Source organism: Azospirillum endophyticum (assembly GCF_016595245.1).
In the GTDB taxonomy this organism is placed as follows: Bacteria; Pseudomonadota; Alphaproteobacteria; order Azospirillales; family Azospirillaceae; genus Azospirillum; species Azospirillum endophyticum.
The window spans coordinates 49853-67228 of sequence record NZ_JAENHM010000095.1 but is presented as its reverse complement, the minus strand read 5'-3'; the positions used below and the strand labels follow the sequence as shown (position 1 = coordinate 67228).

General features: G+C 69.6%; 15 protein-coding genes. 8 read left to right on the top strand and 7 right to left on the bottom strand.

Features of this window, described 5'->3' with window-relative positions; translation table 11 throughout:
- Positions 1–319 precede the first annotated feature (319 nt).
- The 3 genes from JHL17_RS36505 (at position 320) to JHL17_RS36495 (ending at position 3534) form a co-directional block, all read left to right on the top strand.
- Positions 320–1003, top strand: a complete 684-nt coding sequence (locus JHL17_RS36505; RefSeq protein ID WP_425599679.1) for a UbiX family flavin prenyltransferase — start codon at positions 320–322, stop codon at positions 1001–1003.
- On the top strand, positions 1003–1953 hold the full coding sequence (locus JHL17_RS36500; RefSeq protein WP_200199565.1) for a LysR family transcriptional regulator: 951 nt from the start codon (positions 1003–1005) through the stop codon (positions 1951–1953). The genes JHL17_RS36505 and JHL17_RS36500 overlap by 1 nt, the downstream gene beginning before the upstream one ends.
- A 129-nt stretch (positions 1954–2082) precedes the next feature.
- Positions 2083–3534: an aldehyde dehydrogenase family protein gene (locus JHL17_RS36495; RefSeq protein ID WP_200199564.1), complete on the top strand. Its 1452-nt coding sequence runs from the start codon at positions 2083–2085 to the stop codon at positions 3532–3534.
- Positions 3535–3554: 20 nt separating this feature from the next.
- Here the strand turns inward: JHL17_RS36495 and JHL17_RS36490 are convergent, their stop codons facing one another.
- A complete protein-coding gene (locus JHL17_RS36490; RefSeq protein WP_200199563.1) occupies positions 3555–4862 on the bottom strand; it encodes an ABC transporter ATP-binding protein in 1308 nt (435 codons plus the stop codon).
- A 14-nt stretch (positions 4863–4876) separates the two neighbouring features.
- Entirely contained in the window at positions 4877–6637 is a 1761-nt protein-coding gene (locus JHL17_RS36485) for an ABC transporter permease (RefSeq protein ID WP_200199562.1), read from the bottom strand.
- Positions 6638–7316: 679 nt separating this feature from the next.
- Between JHL17_RS36485 and JHL17_RS36480 the strand changes: the two genes are divergently transcribed.
- Both JHL17_RS36480 and JHL17_RS36475 read left to right on the top strand, forming a co-directional pair.
- Complete coding sequence (locus tag JHL17_RS36480) at positions 7317–8198, top strand: glycosyltransferase 87 family protein (RefSeq protein WP_200199561.1); 882 nt, start codon at positions 7317–7319, stop codon at positions 8196–8198.
- A complete protein-coding gene (locus JHL17_RS36475) occupies positions 8198–8563 on the top strand; it encodes a hypothetical protein (RefSeq protein WP_200199560.1) in 366 nt (121 codons plus the stop codon). Before JHL17_RS36480 ends, JHL17_RS36475 begins: the two co-directional genes overlap by 1 nt.
- A 34-nt stretch (positions 8564–8597) precedes the next feature.
- On the opposite strand, the gene JHL17_RS36470 is transcribed toward JHL17_RS36475, so the two are convergent.
- On the bottom strand, positions 8598–12215 hold the full coding sequence (locus JHL17_RS36470) for an autotransporter outer membrane beta-barrel domain-containing protein (RefSeq protein WP_200199559.1): 3618 nt from the start codon (positions 12213–12215) through the stop codon (positions 8598–8600).
- A gap of 702 nt (positions 12216–12917) precedes the next feature.
- Between JHL17_RS36470 and JHL17_RS36465 the strand changes: the two genes are divergently transcribed.
- Both JHL17_RS36465 and JHL17_RS36460 read left to right on the top strand, forming a co-directional pair.
- Complete coding sequence (locus tag JHL17_RS36465) at positions 12918–13214, top strand: hypothetical protein (RefSeq protein WP_200199558.1); 297 nt, start codon at positions 12918–12920, stop codon at positions 13212–13214.
- 124 nt (positions 13215–13338) lie between these two features.
- Positions 13339–13566: a hypothetical protein gene (locus tag JHL17_RS36460; protein ID WP_200199557.1), complete on the top strand. Its 228-nt coding sequence runs from the start codon at positions 13339–13341 to the stop codon at positions 13564–13566.
- 5 nt (positions 13567–13571) lie between these two features.
- Here the strand turns inward: JHL17_RS36460 and JHL17_RS36455 are convergent, their stop codons facing one another.
- Together JHL17_RS36455 and JHL17_RS36450 are read right to left on the bottom strand one after the other, a co-directional pair.
- Complete coding sequence (locus JHL17_RS36455; RefSeq protein WP_200199556.1) at positions 13572–14006, bottom strand: DUF1330 domain-containing protein; 435 nt, start codon at positions 14004–14006, stop codon at positions 13572–13574.
- Between the two features lie 3 nt (positions 14007–14009).
- Entirely contained in the window at positions 14010–14819 is an 810-nt protein-coding gene (locus JHL17_RS36450; RefSeq protein ID WP_200199555.1) for a crotonase/enoyl-CoA hydratase family protein, read from the bottom strand.
- A gap of 99 nt (positions 14820–14918) precedes the next feature.
- Between JHL17_RS36450 and JHL17_RS36445 the strand changes: the two genes are divergently transcribed.
- On the top strand, positions 14919–15518 hold the full coding sequence (locus JHL17_RS36445) for a TetR/AcrR family transcriptional regulator (RefSeq protein ID WP_200199554.1): 600 nt from the start codon (positions 14919–14921) through the stop codon (positions 15516–15518).
- A gap of 69 nt (positions 15519–15587) precedes the next feature.
- Here JHL17_RS36445 and JHL17_RS36440 read toward each other — a convergent pair whose 3' ends face one another.
- The gene (locus JHL17_RS36440; protein ID WP_200199553.1) at positions 15588–16211 is read right to left on the bottom strand and encodes an FMN-binding negative transcriptional regulator; all 624 of its coding nucleotides are present in this window, start codon (positions 16209–16211) and stop codon (positions 15588–15590) included.
- 97 nt (positions 16212–16308) lie between these two features.
- A complete protein-coding gene (speB, locus tag JHL17_RS36435) occupies positions 16309–17361 on the bottom strand; it encodes an agmatinase (protein ID WP_200199552.1) in 1053 nt (350 codons plus the stop codon).
- Between the last annotated feature and the right edge of the window lie 15 nt (positions 17362–17376).

Sequence of the window (17376 nt, the reverse complement as noted above, 5' to 3'; positions counted from 1 at the left end):
CGTGCATTGGCTGATCGTCGGTGCTCGTTCCGCCGCTTCATAGGTCGCGCGATTGGGAACGCTAATCAAATAATTTAAAATCATCGGCCCGATCATCCGATTTGATCGCCTGCCTGACTGATGGATTTCCGGATCATTACCCATGCCCGGATGCAACAGGCCTCCACCATGCTACCGCACCGCCATCAGTTTTTATGATGATCAGCATTCCCAATCATTATTTGTGATGGCGATCCGGTTCCACCATAGTCCGGCAGCAAGCCGTGCCCCCACCCTGCGGGCGGCGACCGACCGGGATTGAGGATGCCGACCGATGGAGATGTCCGCCGACACGCCGCACCACGGCACAGGCCCGGACGGGCGGCCGCGCCCCGCGGCGCCGCAGCGGCTGATCGTCGGCATTTCCGGCGCGTCGGGTGTGGTGTACGGTATCCGGATGCTGCAGACCCTGCGGGCGCTGGAAATCGAGACGCATCTGGTGCTGACCCGCTCGGCGGAAGTCACCATCGCCATGGAGACCGACTGGAAGATCGCCGAGGTCCGCGCGCTCGCCAGCGTCGCCCATCCGGCGGACGACATCGCGGCGTCGATCTCCTCCGGGTCGTTCCGGACGATGGGCATGGTGGTGGCGCCCTGCTCCATGCGCAGCATGAGCGACATCGCCTGCGGCACCACAACCGGCCTGCTGAGCCGGGCGGCCGACGTCGTGTTGAAGGAACGGCGCCGGCTGGTGCTGATGGTCCGCGAGACGCCGCTCCATCTCGGCCACCTGCGCACGATGACCGCCCTGGCCGAGATGGGCGCGATCATCGCCCCGCCGGTTCCCGCCTTCTACGCCAAGCCCGACGGGCTGGACGACCTGATCGACCACACGGTCGGCCGGGTGCTGGACCTGTTCGAGCTGGACAGCGGCCGGGTGCGGCGCTGGGGGGAGAGCGCACGCCGGTCCGGCCGCTCCCCTGCCCGCCCGGCTCCTGCCGATCAACCCGGCGGGAGCGTTTGATGGACCTGCGCCAGCTCCAGTATTTCATGTGCCTGTACGAGGAAGGCAACGTGACCCGCGCGGCGCGGCGGCTGAACGTCGTGCAGCCGGCGCTGAGCATGCAGATCGCCAAGCTCGAGGCCGAATTCGGCGAGAAGCTGTTCGAGCGCAGCCCGCAGGGCATGATCCCGACGGCGGCCGGCCGCACCATGTTCCGACTGTTCCTGCCGATCCTGCGCGACATCGCCGCCGCCAAGCAGGAGATCGGCAATCTGGCCGGCCGCATCTCCGGCCAGGTCTCCATCGGCCTGATCGCCTCGGTCACCCAGTCGGTGCTGTCGCGGACGATCGAGATCTTCTCCAACCAGTATCCCAGCGTGGAGCTGAGCGTCGCCGACGGCTACACCGCCACCTTCGTGGAGCAGGTGACCTCCGGCCAGCTCGACATCGCGGTGATCAACCGGCCGCGCAAGCGGCTGGCGCTGGAAACCACCGACATCCTGAACGAGGAGATGGTGCTGGTCAGCGGGGCCGACCGGCCGCCTCCCTTGCCCGACGCGGTACGCCTCAGCGACCTCGCGCAGTTCCGCCTGGTCATCCCGTCCAAGCGGCACGGGCTGCGGGCGGTGCTGGAACAGGCCGCCGAGGCGCAGGGCATCGACCTGAAACCCCAGCTGGAGATCGACACCCTGATCTCCATCGCCGAACTGGTCGCGCGCACCGACTGGGTCACCGTGCTGCCCAGCATCGCCGTCCATCGCGGCTTGGCCGACGGCACCCTGCGGGCCACGCCGATCGTGGAGCCGACGATCGTGCGCACGCTCGCCTGGCTCCACCACCCGCGGCGGCCGCTCAGCCTCGCCGCCGTCCGCTTCATGGAAACCATGAACGAACGCCTGATCGAGGCGGCCCGCCCCGGCGCGCATCTGGACGCCGCCCGCGCTCCGGCCGAAAGCCATCAGGCGGAGTGATCCTGTTGATTAGAACAGACTATTGGCCTTGACCCCACCCCCGGGGATTAGCTGGCGGTGGAAAGGAGAGCGCGCAAGTGCCGCGCGCCCCTTGCAACGAAAACGTCCAACGGAGATGGGAGGACAACGGTGACCAACCTGGACAGCCGGCAGTGGATCGACGGCGCGTGGGTGCCCGGCACCGGTCGCTTCGCCAGCATCAATCCCGCCGACGGCAGCGTCGTCGGCCATGCCGCCGAAGGCGGGCGCGCCGAGGCCGAGGCCGCCATCGCCGCCGCGCATGATGCCTTCAATCGGCCCGACTGGGCGCAGAACCCGCGGCTGCGCCAATCGGTCCTGCTGGGCTGGGCCGACCGGCTCGACGCGCAGGCCGAGGATCTCGCCCGCCTGCTGACGCTGGAGAACGGCAAGGCCATCGCCCAGTCGCGGGGAGAGATCGCCGGCGCCATTTCGGAAATCCGCTACTACGGCGGCCTGGCCCGCCATGTCCCCGGCCATGTGCTGGAGGTCGAGCCGGGCGTCCTCTCCACCATGCTGCGCGAACCGGCCGGGGTGGCGGCGCTGATCATCCCGTGGAACGCACCGGCGGTGCTGCTGGCGCGGGCCATCGGCCCGGCGCTGGCCTGCGGCTGCACCGTCGTGGTCAAGCCGGCGGCGCAGACCACCCTGCTGACCGCCGCCTTCCTGCGCGCCCTGTCCGAGGTTCCCGGCCTGCCCCGCGGCGTCTGCAACATGATCAGCGAAACCGGCCATTCCGCCGCCGCCCGCCTGGTCGATTCGCCGCTGGTCGACGTGGTCAGCTTCACCGGCTCGACCGCCACCGGCAAGCGCATCATGGTCGCGGCGGCGGACACCATGAAGAAGCTGTCGCTGGAGCTGGGCGGCAAGAGCTGCTGCGTCGTCTTCCCCGACGCCGATCCGGCGGAGACGGCGGCGCGCATCGCCACCGCCGCCACCATCATCTCCGGCCAGCAATGCACCGCCGCCCGCCGGGTGCTGGTCCATGCATCGGCTTTCGACGCGATGAAGACGCATCTGCGGGCGGCGCTGGCGGCGATGACGGTGGGCAACGGGCTGGATCCGGCGATCCGGATGGGGCCGCTGATCGACCGGCCGGCGCGCGACCAGGTGCAGGCCCAGGTCGAGCGGGCCTTCGATGCCTGCGACGAGGTGCTGCTGCGCGGCGGCATGCCGGCGGACGCCCCGGCCGCCGCGTCCTTCCTCACCCCGTCGCTGGTGGCGCACGACGACCCGTCCGCCTTCTTCTGCCAGGACGAGATCTTCGGCCCCTTCGTCGTGCTGGAGCGCTTCGAGACCGAGGCGGAGGCCGTGGCCAAGGCCAACAACACGGTGTTCGGCCTGTCGGCCAGCGTCTGGACCCGCGACGGCGCCCGGGCGCTGCGCGTGGCCCGGGCATTGCGCAACGGAACCGTCTGGATCAACGACCACAACCGCCTGTTCGCCGAGGCGGAAACCGGCGGTTACCGGCAGAGCGGGCTGGGCCGCCTGCACGGTTACGACGCCTTCGCCGATTTCACCGAACTGAAGCATGTTTGTCAGACGGTGGGGACCATCGGCTGACCGCCCGCTTCTCCGCGTGATCAGTCCGCATCCTCGAAGGTGAAGGCCTCGGTTTCGTCGTCATAGGTGAACAGCTCGGCGTAGCGTGCCCAGCTGGTCACCGCCTTCAGCGTCTCCTCGGCATAGGATTCGCTCATGAAGGCCTCCAGTTCGACCTGGATGCGGTTGCTCGGAACGCGCTGGACGGCCGATTCCTTCAGCAGGCCGTGGATGTGGGCGGCCAGCGGGACATAGCGGATCAGATGCTCCGCGAACAGCCGCTTGCGGTCCTCCAGACCGGACTCGGCGAACAGCCGGCCGGGTTCGGTCAGGTGGATGTCGCCCTCCGCCACCTCGGCGAAACCCAGCATCTGCAGCGTCTCGGCGATGGGAAAGAGGTCGTCGATCTCGTGCTGCAGCCCTGCCGCCAGATGCGGCAGATCCGCCTTCCCGTGATAGGCCGGCGAGGCCAGCGTCTCCAGCAGGCCGGCCAGCAGGTTGGTCGAGACATGCTGCAACGGCACGGCATGGGCCGGCGGCTGCCGACTGGAGGGCGACGGCGCCACCAGCGGCCTGCGCGCGGTCATCCGGCCGTAGATGTCGTCGACCATGGCGCGGAACTGGGGATCGAGGCGGTTGCGGGGATGGGGAATGTCGACCCGGATCTCCGCCGCCACCCGGCCGGGATTGGACGAGAAGACCAGGATGCGGTCGCACATCAGCACCGCCTCCTCGATGTTGTGGGTGACCATCAGGATCGACTTGATCGGCAGCCGCCGCTCCATCCACAGATCGAGCAGGTCGGTGCGCAGCGTCTCCGCCGTCAGCACGTCGAGCGCCGAGAAGGGCTCGTCCATCAGCAGGATTTCCGGATGGACCACCAGCGCGCGGGCGAAACCGACCCGCTGGCGCATGCCGCCCGACAGTTCCTTGGGATAGGCGGATTCGAAGCCGGACAGGCCGATCAGGTCGATGGCCTCCTCGGTCCGCGCCTCGGCCTCCCGGGCGGGCACGCCCTTGGCCTTCAGCCCGGCCATCACGTTCTCCCACACCGTCAGCCAGGGAAACAGGGCGAAGGTCTGGAAAACCATCGCCACCCCGTCGGTCGGCCCGGCGACCGGCTCGCCATGGTGGCGGACGGAACCGCCGGTCGGCTTGACCAGCCCGGCGACGATCCGCAGCAGCGTCGACTTGCCGGACCCGGAGCGGCCGAGCAGCCCGACGATCTCGCCGTCGCGCAAGGTCAGGGCGACGTCGTCGAGCACGACGTAATCCTGCCCCGACGGCTTGGCATAGGCCTGACGGACGCCGCTCAGCTCGAAGAGGGTGGTGTTGCGGGTGTTCAGCATGGCGGGGGTCCTCCTCAGGCGAGGCGCAGGCGGCGCTCGGCGAACGCATAGAGCGGACGCCACAGCAGGCGGTTGAACAGGATGACGAACAGCGACATGACGGCGATGCCCAGCACGATGCGCGGATAGTCGCCGGCCGCGGTGGCCTCGGCGATGTAGCGTCCCAGCCCGTGGGCGGCCAGCCGGGTGTCGCCCCAGTTCACCGCCTCCGCCACGATGCTGGCGTTCCATGACCCGCCCGACGCGGTGACCGCCCCGGTGACGTAATAGGGGAAGACGCCCGGCAGCATGACGTCGCGCCACCACTGCCAGCCGCGGATGCGGAAGCTGGCCGCCGCCTCCTTCAGGTCGCTGGGGAAGGCGGTGGCGCCGGCCACCACGTTGAACAGGATGTACCACTGGGTGCCCAGGATCATCAGCGGGCTGAGCCAGACGTCGGGGTTCAGGTCGAAGCGCAGGATGGTGACAACCGCCACCGGGAACAGCAGGTTCGCCGGGAAGGCGGCAAGGAACTGCGCCGCCGGCTGGACCTTCTCCGCCAGCCGCGGACGCAGCCCGATCACGACGCCCAGCGGCACCCAGACCAGGGTCGCCAGCAGGATCAGCACGATCACCCGCAGCAGCGTGGCCCCACCCAGCAGCAGCGCGGTGCCGACATCGCCCCAGCCGGCACCGGTCGAGACGAAGGCGATCATCGACCAGCCGGCCCAGCCTGCGGCCGCGGCGAGGGTCAGGTACCACAGCCCGTCGACGGCCCGCGCCGGCGCCCGGTCCAGCAGCTTTCCGAGCCCGCGGAAGCCGCCTGCCGGTCCACGGGTCCTGCCGCCGGCCGACAGGCGCAGCCAGGCCAGCCGGTCGAGCAGCCGGCCGAAGGGTGCGAAGGCGGCGCGGAAGAAGCGGGTGCGCTGGAACAGGAAGAGCAGCCAGGAGTCCGGCACCTCCTGCGCCCCGGTCGTCTCGACCCGGAACTTGTCGGCCCAGGCGACCAGCGGGCGGAACAGCAGCTGGTCGTAGACCAGGATGACCAGAAGCATCGCCAGCACCGCCCAGGCGACGGCATCCAGCCGCCGCCCGTCGATCGCCATCGCCAGATAGGACCCGATGCCGGGCAGCGTGATGGTCCGGTCGCCGACGGTGATCGCCTCCGACGCGACGACGAAGAACCAGCCGCCGGACATCGACATCATCATGTTCCACACCAGACCTGGGGCGGCATAGGGCGCCTCCAGCGTCCAGAAGCGCTGCCAGCCGGAAAAGCCGAAGCCGGTCGCCGCCTCGTCGAGGTCGCGCGGCACCGTGCGCAGCGACTGGTAGAAGCTGAAGGCCATGTTCCAGGCCTGGCTGGTGAAGATGGCGAAGATCGCCGCGCACTCCGCCCCCAGGACGCTGCCCGGGAACAGTCCCAGGAAGAAGACGACGGTGAAGGAGATGTATCCCAGCACCGGCACCGACTGCAGCACGTCCAGCACCGGGATGAGCAGCATGCCGGCCCGCCGGCTCTTGGCCGCCAGCGTGGCGTAGGTGAAGGTGAAGACCAGCGACGCCGCCATCGCCGCCAGCATCCGCAGGGTCGAGCGCAGGGCGTATTCCGGCAGCATCCAGGGGTCGAGGGTGACTGGAACCTCCTCGACGCTGCCGAGCGGCAGGGCCATCTGGTGACCGCCGACGGCGAGCAGCGCCAGCAGGCCGATGACCAGCGGCAGGGCGACGACGTCCCACCGGTTCGGCGCGGCGTCGGCCGCCTTCACCGAGATGTTCGTATTGATCCAGACCATGACACACCATCCCGCGGCCCCCGCATGGGGCCGGCCGGCAAATAGAAGCGGTCCGGCGCAGGAAAAGCGCCGGTGGGGAATTCAGGCGGAGTGGATGGGGGTCAGCGACTTGGCGGGCGCAGGTCGCCCGTCACGGAAAAGCAGCGGCGCCCGGCAGGGCGGCGGCGCACGGCAATCAGACTGGTGAGGAGCTTCACCATGGTCCACCTCTGATCGGCCCGAGGATGCCGGGCCGCGGGCGGACCTGCGGGGCGGGTCAGCCGGCGATCAGCATCGACGGGAATGCGGGAGTAGATCGACTACTGGGGCTGTCCATCTCTTGCCTTCTCGGTCGGGCCGCCGATCCGGGATGGAGCGCGGCGCGAGCGATCATGCGGTGACGATGCCGCCCCTCTACTCCCATCACCGGACAAGGTCAAGCGAGCCGGGCATGCCAATCCGGTCTTCATGAAAACCTCGTAATGACTTCCCCGGGCAAGACCATCTTCGGTTCGCCGCCCCTCCGAGCCCCGTCACGGTCCACGCCCCGCTCCCCTGACCTATGGTGTCATCCTCCCCGCCCAATGCACGGGGATGATGACGCATTTCGTTGTTTTCCGTGAAATTGATTTAATTTCCCGGAACCCCGGAAGGCCGCTAAAGAACCTTGCCAAGCATTGGCTTGGGAGCCGGTAATCTTATGAATTCGTACGGAATTATTCTGTCGCGCCTGTCGCGCGGCGGATTGGCGCGGCGTGGCGATGCCAGCGCCTGGGCGGTGGGCGTGTGGTGCCTGTTCGTGGCGGCGATGGCGGTGCTCGCCGTCGTCCGGCCGGAGCGACCGATCACGCATATCTACCGGGATGCGGTGATCGACTGGTGGTCGTCGGTGCCGGTCTACACCCAGGGCATCCACGGCTTCCTCTATTTCCCATCCAGTGCGGTCCTGCTCGGGCCGCTGGCGGCGCTGCCGCTCGGGGTGGGGGACCAGCTGTGGCGGCTGGTGATGGTGGCGGCGTTCTCGGGCGCGGTCTACCGGGTGGCGGCGCTGCTGCATCCCGACATGGGCCGCCGGCTGGCGGCATGGGTGCTGGTGGCGGCGATTCCCACCGCCTCGATCAACATCCTGCGTTGCCAGTGCGAACTGATCATGATGTCGGTGGTCCTGCATGCCGCGGTCGATCTGGCGCGCGGACGGGACCGGCGCGGCGCGGTGATGCTGGCGCTGGCGGTGGCGCTGAAGCCCCTGGCCCTGGTGCCGGCCCTGCTGTTCGCGCTGTTGCGGCCGGGCGTGCGGCGGCCGCTGACGCTCGGGCTTCTGGCCGCCCTGCTGGCGCCGTTCCTGCACCCCGATCCCGGCTATGTCGCCGGGCAATATGCGGCGATGGTCGGCAAGCTCGCCACCGCGGCTGCGCCCGACAGCGGCCGCTGGTTCGACCTGACGCGCCTACTGGCCGAGACCGGGATGCAGCCGGCCTACGCCATCATGACGGGGTTGCGGCTCGCCGGGGCCCTGCTGGTGGCCGGGATCGCCTGGGCCGGAGCGCGCCGGCTCGACCGCGCGACCGCGCGACCGGGGTGATGGTCACGCTGATGCTGGGCGCTTGGTATCTGGTCCTGTTCAACCCGCGGACCGAGGAAGGATCCTATCTCGGCATCGCGGTGCTGACCAGCCTGGCGGCCCTGCTGGAGCATCGCCGGCCGCGGGCCGGAGCGGTGCCGCTCCTGCTCGGGCTCGCCGTGGCCGGGCTGGGGCTGCATTTCTACGGCGGCTGGTTCTACAGGCCGACCCAGATGTGGCTGAAGCAGGCGCTGACCCTGGCCTTGCTCGGCTATCCGGTCTGGCTGGTCGTCACCCGCCGCAGCCTCCTCGTGCAGGAAGTCCCGGCGGACGGCGAGGCCCGGCCGGGTCCGGCCGACGGCCAGGCCCTGCGCCTCCCGGCATGACCGCAAGCCGTCGGGTGGACCGCCGGACCAGCCCTCACAACCTCCATTTCAGCCCGGCGCTGACGGAAAGGCTGTTTCCACGGTCGCGCAGTTCGTCCTGCACGGAGACGCCGGCGTTCACGCCATCCTTCAATGCGAAGCCGACCCCGGCGCCGAGCAGCGCCGCATCGTGCCCCGGTTTGCTGGCGTCGGCCGTGAAGGCCGCGCCGGCCAGCCGGTTGGTGGTGGTCGCCGTCACGTCGGCGAAATCATGGCCCCAGGCCAGAGACGCCTCGGGCCGCAACGTCCAGCCCCCCACCGTCAGGCTGGTGCCGCCCCGCAAGCCGATGGTGCTCCGCAGGCTGGTCCAGGCAGCCGCGTCCACGCCCAATGCCGCGGCCCCGCCTTCCTCGTCGAAGGCAGCGCGGGTGATCCGGTCCACCCGCAAGCCGGCGCGCGGCTCGATCCAGGCCTCGTCACCCAGCGCCATCCGGTGCCCGGCCGCCAGCTCGGCGGACAGATCATGCCCACCCGCCTTGGCGGTCGCCGCCTGGGAGAAGCCGCCGAAGGACAGCGAACGGTCGCTGTCATAGCGGGTGTAGCCATAGCCCAGCCCGCCCTCGACATAGGGGCCGGGATATCCCATCACCTCCCAGCTGCCGTAGAGCGTCGCCTGATAGCTGTCGACCGTCGCCTTGCCCAGCCCGTCCTGCGCCGACAGCCGGTTGCGCAGATAGCCGATGGCCAGCCCCGCCGTGACGCCGCCCTCATAGGCATGATCCGCCCCGACCAGGAAGCCGCCGATTCGCTCGCTGCGTCCGCCGGCATTGCCGTCGGAACCGGTCCGGCCATAGGCGGCCAACGGCAGGCCCCACACGCCGCCGCCACCATTGCCGGCCGGCCGCTCCGTGCCGGACACGCCGACGGCCACGGCATTGCCGCTGCCGCCGCCCAGGCTGATGCCGCCCGTCGGGACCGCCTCGCCGCGCATCGAGGCCAAGCGGCCCGCCACCACCTGCCCCATCAGCCGGCGGTTGGCGAGGTCGGCGGCCAGCGTATCGGCATGCAGCCTGCCCGACAGTCGGTCGAGCGCCCCGGCGGTGCCGTCCGCATCCAGCCCGTAGAGGCCGCTGAACAGCGGCGTCAGGGGTCCCGACAGCCGCATGCCGGCGGCAGGCCGGATCGCGTCCACCGCCGACCCGACCGCCGATCGGTTGCGGGTGGCGCCGGGCATGGCGGCGTAGCGGTCCGGCGTCACCGTCAGCCGGATGGAGTCGGCGTCGTACAGCACGTCGAACCGGGTATTGGCGGCCAGCCCCTCCGCCGGCTGCACCAGGCGGTCGAAAGCGCCCAGGACGCCGCCGGCCGCGGTGACGATGGCGTAGCTGCGGCCAAGCGTGGCGGTGTAACCGTTGGAGGCGTCGCCGCCGATCCCGCGCAGGACCGGGGTCAGCGTGCCGGCGGCGGTGAAGCCGCCCTGGACCGCCACGCGGTCGTGATGGCCGGCGCCGGTCCCGGCGGTCGGGCCGTCGATCTCGGCCCGATAGACGCTGGTGCCGGCCAGCGTCACCGACCCGCCCACCGTCAGCACGCCCGGCGAGTTGCCGGGCGACAGCGTGCCGGCGACGGCCGCATCGCCGAGGATGGTGCCGCCACCCCCCAGCGCCGAGCCCGACGCGGCCGTCACCGAACCGGAAACGGTGCCGTTGACGGTGACCGAACCGCCGCCGCCGACGGTGACGGCACCGGTGCCGCCGCCGCCGTTGACCGTCAGAGTGGAGCCGCTGACGGTGACCGGGGCCATGATGGCGCCGTCCACCGTGATGCCGGCGCCGTTGCTGGCGGTGACGGCGCCGTTGATGATACCGTTGGCGGCGACCAGGACGCTGCCGCCGGAGGCCGTCACCGTGCCGCCGACGCCGCCGCCCTGGACCACGGTCAGCGATCCGCCGCCGGCAACCGAGACCGGCGCGGCGACGACGCCGCCCACGGTGGCCGAACCGCTGGCGACGGTGAGCGCACCGGTGACCGTCCCGCCGCCGGCGACGGTGAGGCCGCTGTTTCCCTCCACCGTCAGGGACCCCGAGACGGTCCCGCCGACGGTCGCCGTGCTGCCCCCGGCCAGAAGGATGGGAGCGCTGACCTGGCTGCCGCCGTCAAGCGCGAGGGTGCTGCCGTCGCGCACCGACAGCCCGCCGCCGTTCGACACCGTGCCGCCGATGGTGACGGTGCCGGCGCCCGAGACCGTCAGGGTGCCGCTGCCGCTTACCGGGCCGGTCAGCGTCACGGAGCTGCGGTTGGGCGTGATGAAGCCGCCGTTCGCCATGATCGTGAGCGGCTGGGACAGAAGCAGCGGGGATGTGGGCTTGAGCGTGCCGCCGGCGAAGACGAGCGGGTTGGACTGCAGAACGCTGTCGGAATTGCCGAAGCTGGGCTGGCTGCCGTCGATGACCCCAGGCGGGGGCGGCGGCGGTGGAGACGGCGACACCACCACCGGAGGCGGAGGCGGCGACACCGGCGGGGACACCACCACCGGAGGAGGCGGAGGCGGCGGTGGTGACGGAGGAGATGGCGGGGGCGGTGGTGACGGGGAGACGGTGTTCAGCACCACCTGGAGCCGGTTGTTCGCCGTGTCGAAGGTGACCGTCGGCGTGACGTCGGCCTGGCTGTCGGTGACCGAACTGAACGATCCCGTGACCCCGTTGCCCGCGGTGAGGATGACGAAGTTCTTGTTGGTGTAGGTCCCTGCGTCGGACGCGAGGGACAGCGCCCCGTTCAGCGTCGCCGTCCCCGTGACCGCGACCGTGGACGAGGTGGTGGCGGTGTTGGCGATCGCCAGCGTGCCGCCGCTCTGCTGGGTGTAGTTCCCCGTGATGGTCAGGGTGCCGGGCGCCCCCGAACTTCCGGGCCGGAGCGTTCCCCCGGACTGGACCGTGACGTCGCCGGTGACGGTCCCGGCGGCACCGCCGAGAGTGGCGCCGCTGCCGACCTGGACGCCGCCCGACGAGATCAGCGCGCCCGTCACCAGCAGGCTGCCCGACTGCAGCGTGGTGCTGGCGGCGGTGGCCGAGCCCGAAAGCGTCCAGGACGTGCCGGCCATGCTCAGGTCCGCCATCCCGGTGACCGTGTTCGGCAGGGTGCCCGTCCCTTCAAGGACAAGGGAACCGTTGCCGCCCCCGACGACCGTGCCGATCAGGACGGAGCCGGTCTCCAGCTTCAGCGTGCCGCCGGTCGCGCTGAACTGGACGGCGCTCCCGCCATTCGCCCCCTTGATCGTGCCGTAATTGACCACCGTCCCGCCGGCACTCAGGCTGACGCCGGTAAAGGGGTTGCCGTTCCGATTGGTGATCGTACCGTGATTGATCACCGTCCCGCCGGCGCTCAAAACGACGCCGGTGGTCCCGCCGATGAGGCGCCCGCTATTGGTCACGGTCCCGCCGGCGTCCAGGACGACGCCGGTGACCGCGGCCTCAAGGTAGCTGTCGTTGGTCACCACGCCCGCGCCGCCCATCGAGACGCCGCTGTCGTTCGACGAAAGCAGCGAGCCGGAATTCACGAAGGTTCCCGCACCGCCGATCCGAACGGTCACCCCGTTCGCAGAGGTGAGCGTTCCGGAATTCTCGACATAGCCGCCCTGGTCGAGCAGGATTCCATTCAGAATCTGATTCGACAATCCTCGGTTGATGACGGTGCCACCATTCTGAAGCCGAACACCGACAGCGTTCGCGGAGTTCCCCCCCATCGTCCCGGTGTTTTCGACGTAACCGCCCTGCTCGAGCACGATGCCGCTGGTTGCGAATATGTAACCGCTGTTGATGACCGTGCCGCTGTTCTGAAACTGGATACCGGTGGCGGGCTCGGGGGAACTATTCCCGATCATTCCGAGATTGGTCACGGTGGCACCGGCCGTCGTCGTGCCGTTTCCCAGAATGACGGCGCCGGACGTCGCGTTCGCCGTCACCCCGTCGGCGATCGTAAGGTCCGTGATCCCCGGAGCGATCGTGTAGGTCGAGCTCCGGTTCGCCGATATCGTAACCGACTGGGACTGGGCCTGCGCTGATCCCGCCATCGCCAGACTGATCCCGACGCCTCCGGACACCAGGGCAACCGCTTCCGGCAGGCCGGACAACAGCCGTCGGCGGCGATGGGCGGTACCATTGCAGGTTCTGGCGCGCATAATTTTCCAACCAATCGAAGATAGCAATATTGCTCAGTGCCTAATCCATTATTTCGGTCGGGGCAATACCAAAACACGACGCCAACGGCAAAATGCAACCGGCATGGGGGTGTCGCGGCCACAGCGGCCAATTCGGAAAAATTTCAACAATTTCAATGTTTCCCAGATCCCCTTCTCCATTGCCGCCGGTGCCGCTCCATGTCCCTGGAACGGCCGCCTTCGCGGGGAGCGATGCTCCGGCTTCGATCCCGCGACGACGGCTCGGGATCGTGGTTCGAGAGGGTCGTGGGCGGGAAAGGGGTGGCACTGCCGACACTGACTGTCGGTCCGATTGCCGAACAGGCGGAAAGCTGGTACGGACAGGCACCGCTGCTCAAGCTCGGTCCCGCGGTCGAAAGCTTCTCGGAGACGATGGCGATTCCGGCAAACCTCCAGGACAATCGGCAAGGCGCCCCTGGCGCCCTGGCTGCGGCTCCCGCCGACGACCCTGCCTGAAGCGACTGCTTCGACTTTCCCGGGATCGCCTTTCCCGACCCAAGCCAGCCGGCACTGCGGAAACGCGCGGCGTCGCGACCCTGCGTCGGATGCCGGATACCGATCACGCTTCATTGAGGCCTCGATGCACCAGTCCCCGCTTTGGTCCGTTCGTCACGCCGTCACCCGCATCCATGGCTGCGAGCTCGCCGTGACTTGGCGCCCGGATTGCTGGACATGGGTGGTGACCGTGGCCGGCGAGCAGATCGCCAGCGGGCGGGCGCGCAGCCAGGGCGGAGCCCAGGAGGCTGCCGTCCTGGCGGCGCGGCGCCACGCCGACGACGGTGGAAAGATCCAGCTTCCGCTGTTCTGATCCGGTCAGCCGGCGAAGCCGGTTCCGGGCGGCAAGGCGGAGCAGCGGATGAGCCGGCTGTCGGCGACGCCCGCCTGCCGGTGCGCCATCGCCTCGCGGTAGCGCGGGTCGCGGAGCATCGCCACGAACGCCGCCGGGCTCGGATATTCGGCGATGAAGGCGATGTCCCATACGGCATCCGGCGGCCCGACCAGCGAAAGCTCGAACCCTCCGCGCCACAGGATGCGCCCGCCGAGCTCGGCCAGAACCGGTGCGCTCAGCCGGCCGTAGGCCTGATAGGCCTCGAGACCGGTGACGGCCCGCCCGGCGGCATCCTGGCCGTCCTCATAGACGGCCCACTCCCGCAGGCGGATGAGATTGAGCATGTGCACCGGCCCGGGACGGTCGGCGGCCCGGAACGCGTCGAGGGTCTGCCTGGTGAAGCTGGTATGGCCTTCCATCGGTCAGCTCCCGACGACGGAGGACCAGGTGCCGGGATAAATGGGATGCCGCCGGGCGATCCAGGAATCGAGCCCCTCGCGCAGGTCGGCGGTCGGCGCCATCCGGGCGAACTGCTCGGCCTCCACCAGCAGACCTTCGGTGATCGGCAGATTGAGGCCCCTGGTGACCGCGGTGAGGATGGTGGCGACGGCGAGCGGGGAATGGACGAGGATGCGCTCCAGCAGCGCCCGCGCCGCCGGCAGCAGTTCCTCGTGCGGAACGACCGCATTGACGAGCCCCAGCTCCAGCGCCCGGTCCGGTGAAAAGGTCTCGCCGGTGAGCAGCAGCTGCATGGCGCGCTTGCGCCCGGCCAGCCGCGACAGGCGCTGGGTGCCGCCGAAGGTCGGGGGCATGCCCAGGCGGATCTCGGGTTTGGCGAAGACGGCGCGGTCGCTGGCGATGGCGAGCGGGGCCGCTTCCGTCACTTCGCAGCCGCCGCCATAGGCGAGGCCGTTGACCGCCACCAGGATGGGCTTGCGGAACGCCTCGATGCGGGCGGTGAGCCGCTGGCCGCGCGCCACGAAGTCACGGAGCGCGGCCTCCGGGCTCCGGGCCACGGAGCCCGAGAATTCGGGGATGTCGCCGCCGGCGGAGAAGGCACGCCCCGTTCCGGTGAGGATCACCCCGCGCACCCGGCCGTCGTCCTCGATCCCGTCGAGGGCGGCGAGCAGGGTGTCGATGGTCTCGTAATTCAGGGCATTGAGCTTTTCCGGACGGTTGAGCGTCAGCGTCGCGACCGCCCCGTCGACCTGCTTCAGGACACACTCGGTCATGATCGGCTTTTCCTTCCTCGGTGAGTTCGTCGGTGAGGAGTTCAGGATGGCCGCCGGGGCCGCTTGAGTATACTCACTGTACGGTATACTTTCGTCGCCATGCCACGATACGCGGACACCCGCGGCCGGATCGTCCAGGCCGCCTCCAAGCTCTTCTATGCGGAGGGGATCGGCCGCGTCAGCGTCGATGCCGTCGCCGAGAAGGCGGGCGTCACCAAGCGCACGCTCTACTATCATTTCGAGAGCAAGGACGAACTCGTCGCCGCCTATCTCGACGCGCGCGACCAGCCCAACCTGAAGCAGATGGCGAGCTGGTTCGCCGGGGCCGAGGGCGGGGCCGGGGAAAAGGTGGCCGCCATCTTCGCCGGCCTCGCGCGCAGCGCGCGCCACCCGAAATGGAAGGGCTGCGGCTTCCTGCGCACGACGGCCGAACTGGCCGCCCTGCCGGGCCATCCCGCGGTGAAGATCGGCGCACGCCACAAGAGCGCCTTCGCCTCATGGCTCGCCGGCGAGCTGGAGCTCGCCGGTTTCGAAAGCCCCCAGGCCCTCGCGCGCCGGATCCTGCTGCTGCTCGACGGCGCCTTTTCCGCCTCGCTGGTGCATCGCGACGCCAGCTGGTTCGAGGATGCCGGGCAGGCCGCCCATGCCCTGGTCAGCGGCCATCCGCGCAAGCCGGGCGGATTGCCGGACCGCGGTTGACCGGTCCCCCTCCACCGCGCCCTCGCGCCCGACACCGACGGTGCGGACCGGCGTCAAACCCGGATCAAGTCACACAGGGATCAAGGCGGCGGCTTGGCGGTCCCCGGCGTCGGCGCTTGCCGAGAGTCCCTCCTTCACCGCCGCCCTGTCCTCCGCCTTGCGGTTCTGGCTCATCTTCCGCTTGGCATCGATGCGGGTGATGGGCAGCCTCACGCCGACGATGCCCCGCAACTGCGCCTGGATGAAATCGGCAGGGGCATCGCCGACGGCCCAGGGTCGGGACCGCGACGACTCGTGACGATCGGTCAGGCGGGTGACGACCGAAAGAAGCCGGTCGGCCTCGTGAAAGAACTCCACCGGGCCGTAGCTGTGGATCGCCACGTAGTTCCAGGTCGGAACGACCTTTCCGTCGAGCGCCTTGCCCTCGTACCAGGACGGGGTGACATAGGCGTCCGGTCCCATGAAGATCGCCAAGGCCTCGCCCACCGGCTCCGCTTTCCAGTGCGGGTTGGCCTTCGCCACGTGTCCGTAGAGCGTGCCCATCTCCCCTTCGCCGGCGTCGAGGAACAAGGGTAGCGGCGTGCAGAGCAATCCGTCGGCGGTGGCCGTCACCAGATTGGCGAGCCCGGCGGCCCGCATCGTCTCCTGGATGAACGGCAGGTCGGTTTCGCGGAACGCAGGGGGAATGTACATTCGGGCCTCCTTGGCGGAATGGAGTTTTCCCGAAAGCCGGGCCGATTTGAACAGGCAATTTCCACTGTCACGCCGGCCCGGCTCGACGTCCGCCGGCTCAGCCCCGCCGCCGGTCGAGCGCCATGGCGGCGAGGCACAGGATCTCGAACAGCATCTGCGCGCCGGCCAGGGCGGTGGTGGTGTTGGCGTCGTATTGGGGCGCCACCTCCACCACGTCGCCGCCGACGACGTCCAGGCCAGCCAGCCCGCGCAGGAGTTCGACCGCTTCCCGCGTGGTCAGCCCGCCGACTTCCGGCGTGCCGGTGCCCGGAGCGAACACCGGGTCGAGGCAGTCCACGTCGAACGAGACATAGACCGGCCCGTCGCCGACCACCCGGCGGGCCTGCTCGATCACCGCGGGAATGCCGCGCTGCGCCATCTCCTCGGCATGGATCACCGTCATGCCGGAGTCATAGGAAAACTCCCAGAGGAACTCGGTGCTGCCGCGGATGCCGATCTGCACCGTGCGTTCCGGGTCGAGAACGCCGTCCAGAACCGCTTGGCGGAACGGGCCGCCATGGTGGAACTTGGAGCCCTCGTAAGGGCCGCCGGTATCGCAATGGGCGTCGAAATGGATCATGCCGACCGGCCGTTCCCGCCCCACTGCCTTCAGGATCGACTGGCTGATCGAATGGTCGCCGCCGACCGACAGCGGGATCACCCCGGCATCCATCACCTTCCCATAGAAGCTCTCGATGTCGCGGTGGCAGGCCTCCAGGCTGAAGCGGCTGGACAGCGGCACGTCGCCGACGTCGGCCAGCCGGCAAGCCGCCGACGGAACCATCCGCAGCACATGCTCGTAGGGGCCGATCCGCTCGATCGTCCGCAGGGCGCGCGGGCCGAAGCGGGCGCCGGCACGGTTGGTCACCCCCAGATCCATCGGCACGCCGATCAGCGCCAGCTCCAGCCCGCCGAAGTCCGGCAGTTCGGGGGCATCCGGCCGGTACGGCGCATCGAGCAGGGTCGACACCCCGGCGAAGGGCTGGGTCCGTCGTCCCCCCGCGGAGAACTGCAGGGCGGCGACGCGCTGGAATTCCGGCGAGTGGATGTCGGCGCCGCCGCTGCCGCTGTATTTCTCGCGCAGACGGTTGAGCTTGTCCGGATCGATCATTTGGAAACACTCTCC

Excerpts from the sequence above, each read along its gene's own strand:
- JHL17_RS36490 (WP_200199563.1), bottom strand. The coding sequence starts at position 4,862 with ATGCTGAACACCCGCAACACCACCCTCTTCGAGCTGAGCGGCGTCCGT.
- JHL17_RS36480 (WP_200199561.1), top strand. The coding sequence starts at position 7,317 with ATGAATTCGTACGGAATTATTCTGTCGCGCCTGTCGCGCGGCGGATTG.
- JHL17_RS36460 (WP_200199557.1), top strand. The coding sequence starts at position 13,339 with ATGCACCAGTCCCCGCTTTGGTCCGTTCGTCACGCCGTCACCCGCATC.
- JHL17_RS36505 (WP_425599679.1), top strand. The coding sequence starts at position 320 with ATGTCCGCCGACACGCCGCACCACGGCACAGGCCCGGACGGGCGGCCG.
- JHL17_RS36500 (WP_200199565.1), top strand. The coding sequence starts at position 1,003 with ATGGACCTGCGCCAGCTCCAGTATTTCATGTGCCTGTACGAGGAAGGC.
- JHL17_RS36445 (WP_200199554.1), top strand. The coding sequence starts at position 14,919 with ATGCCACGATACGCGGACACCCGCGGCCGGATCGTCCAGGCCGCCTCC.
- JHL17_RS36450 (WP_200199555.1), bottom strand. The coding sequence starts at position 14,819 with ATGACCGAGTGTGTCCTGAAGCAGGTCGACGGGGCGGTCGCGACGCTG.
- JHL17_RS36440 (WP_200199553.1), bottom strand. The coding sequence starts at position 16,211 with ATGTACATTCCCCCTGCGTTCCGCGAAACCGACCTGCCGTTCATCCAG.
- JHL17_RS36465 (WP_200199558.1), top strand. The coding sequence starts at position 12,918 with ATGTCCCTGGAACGGCCGCCTTCGCGGGGAGCGATGCTCCGGCTTCGA.
- JHL17_RS36475 (WP_200199560.1), top strand. The coding sequence starts at position 8,198 with ATGGTCACGCTGATGCTGGGCGCTTGGTATCTGGTCCTGTTCAACCCG.
- speB (WP_200199552.1), bottom strand. The coding sequence starts at position 17,361 with ATGATCGATCCGGACAAGCTCAACCGTCTGCGCGAGAAATACAGCGGC.
- JHL17_RS36455 (WP_200199556.1), bottom strand. The coding sequence starts at position 14,006 with ATGGAAGGCCATACCAGCTTCACCAGGCAGACCCTCGACGCGTTCCGG.
- JHL17_RS36485 (WP_200199562.1), bottom strand. The coding sequence starts at position 6,637 with ATGGTCTGGATCAATACGAACATCTCGGTGAAGGCGGCCGACGCCGCG.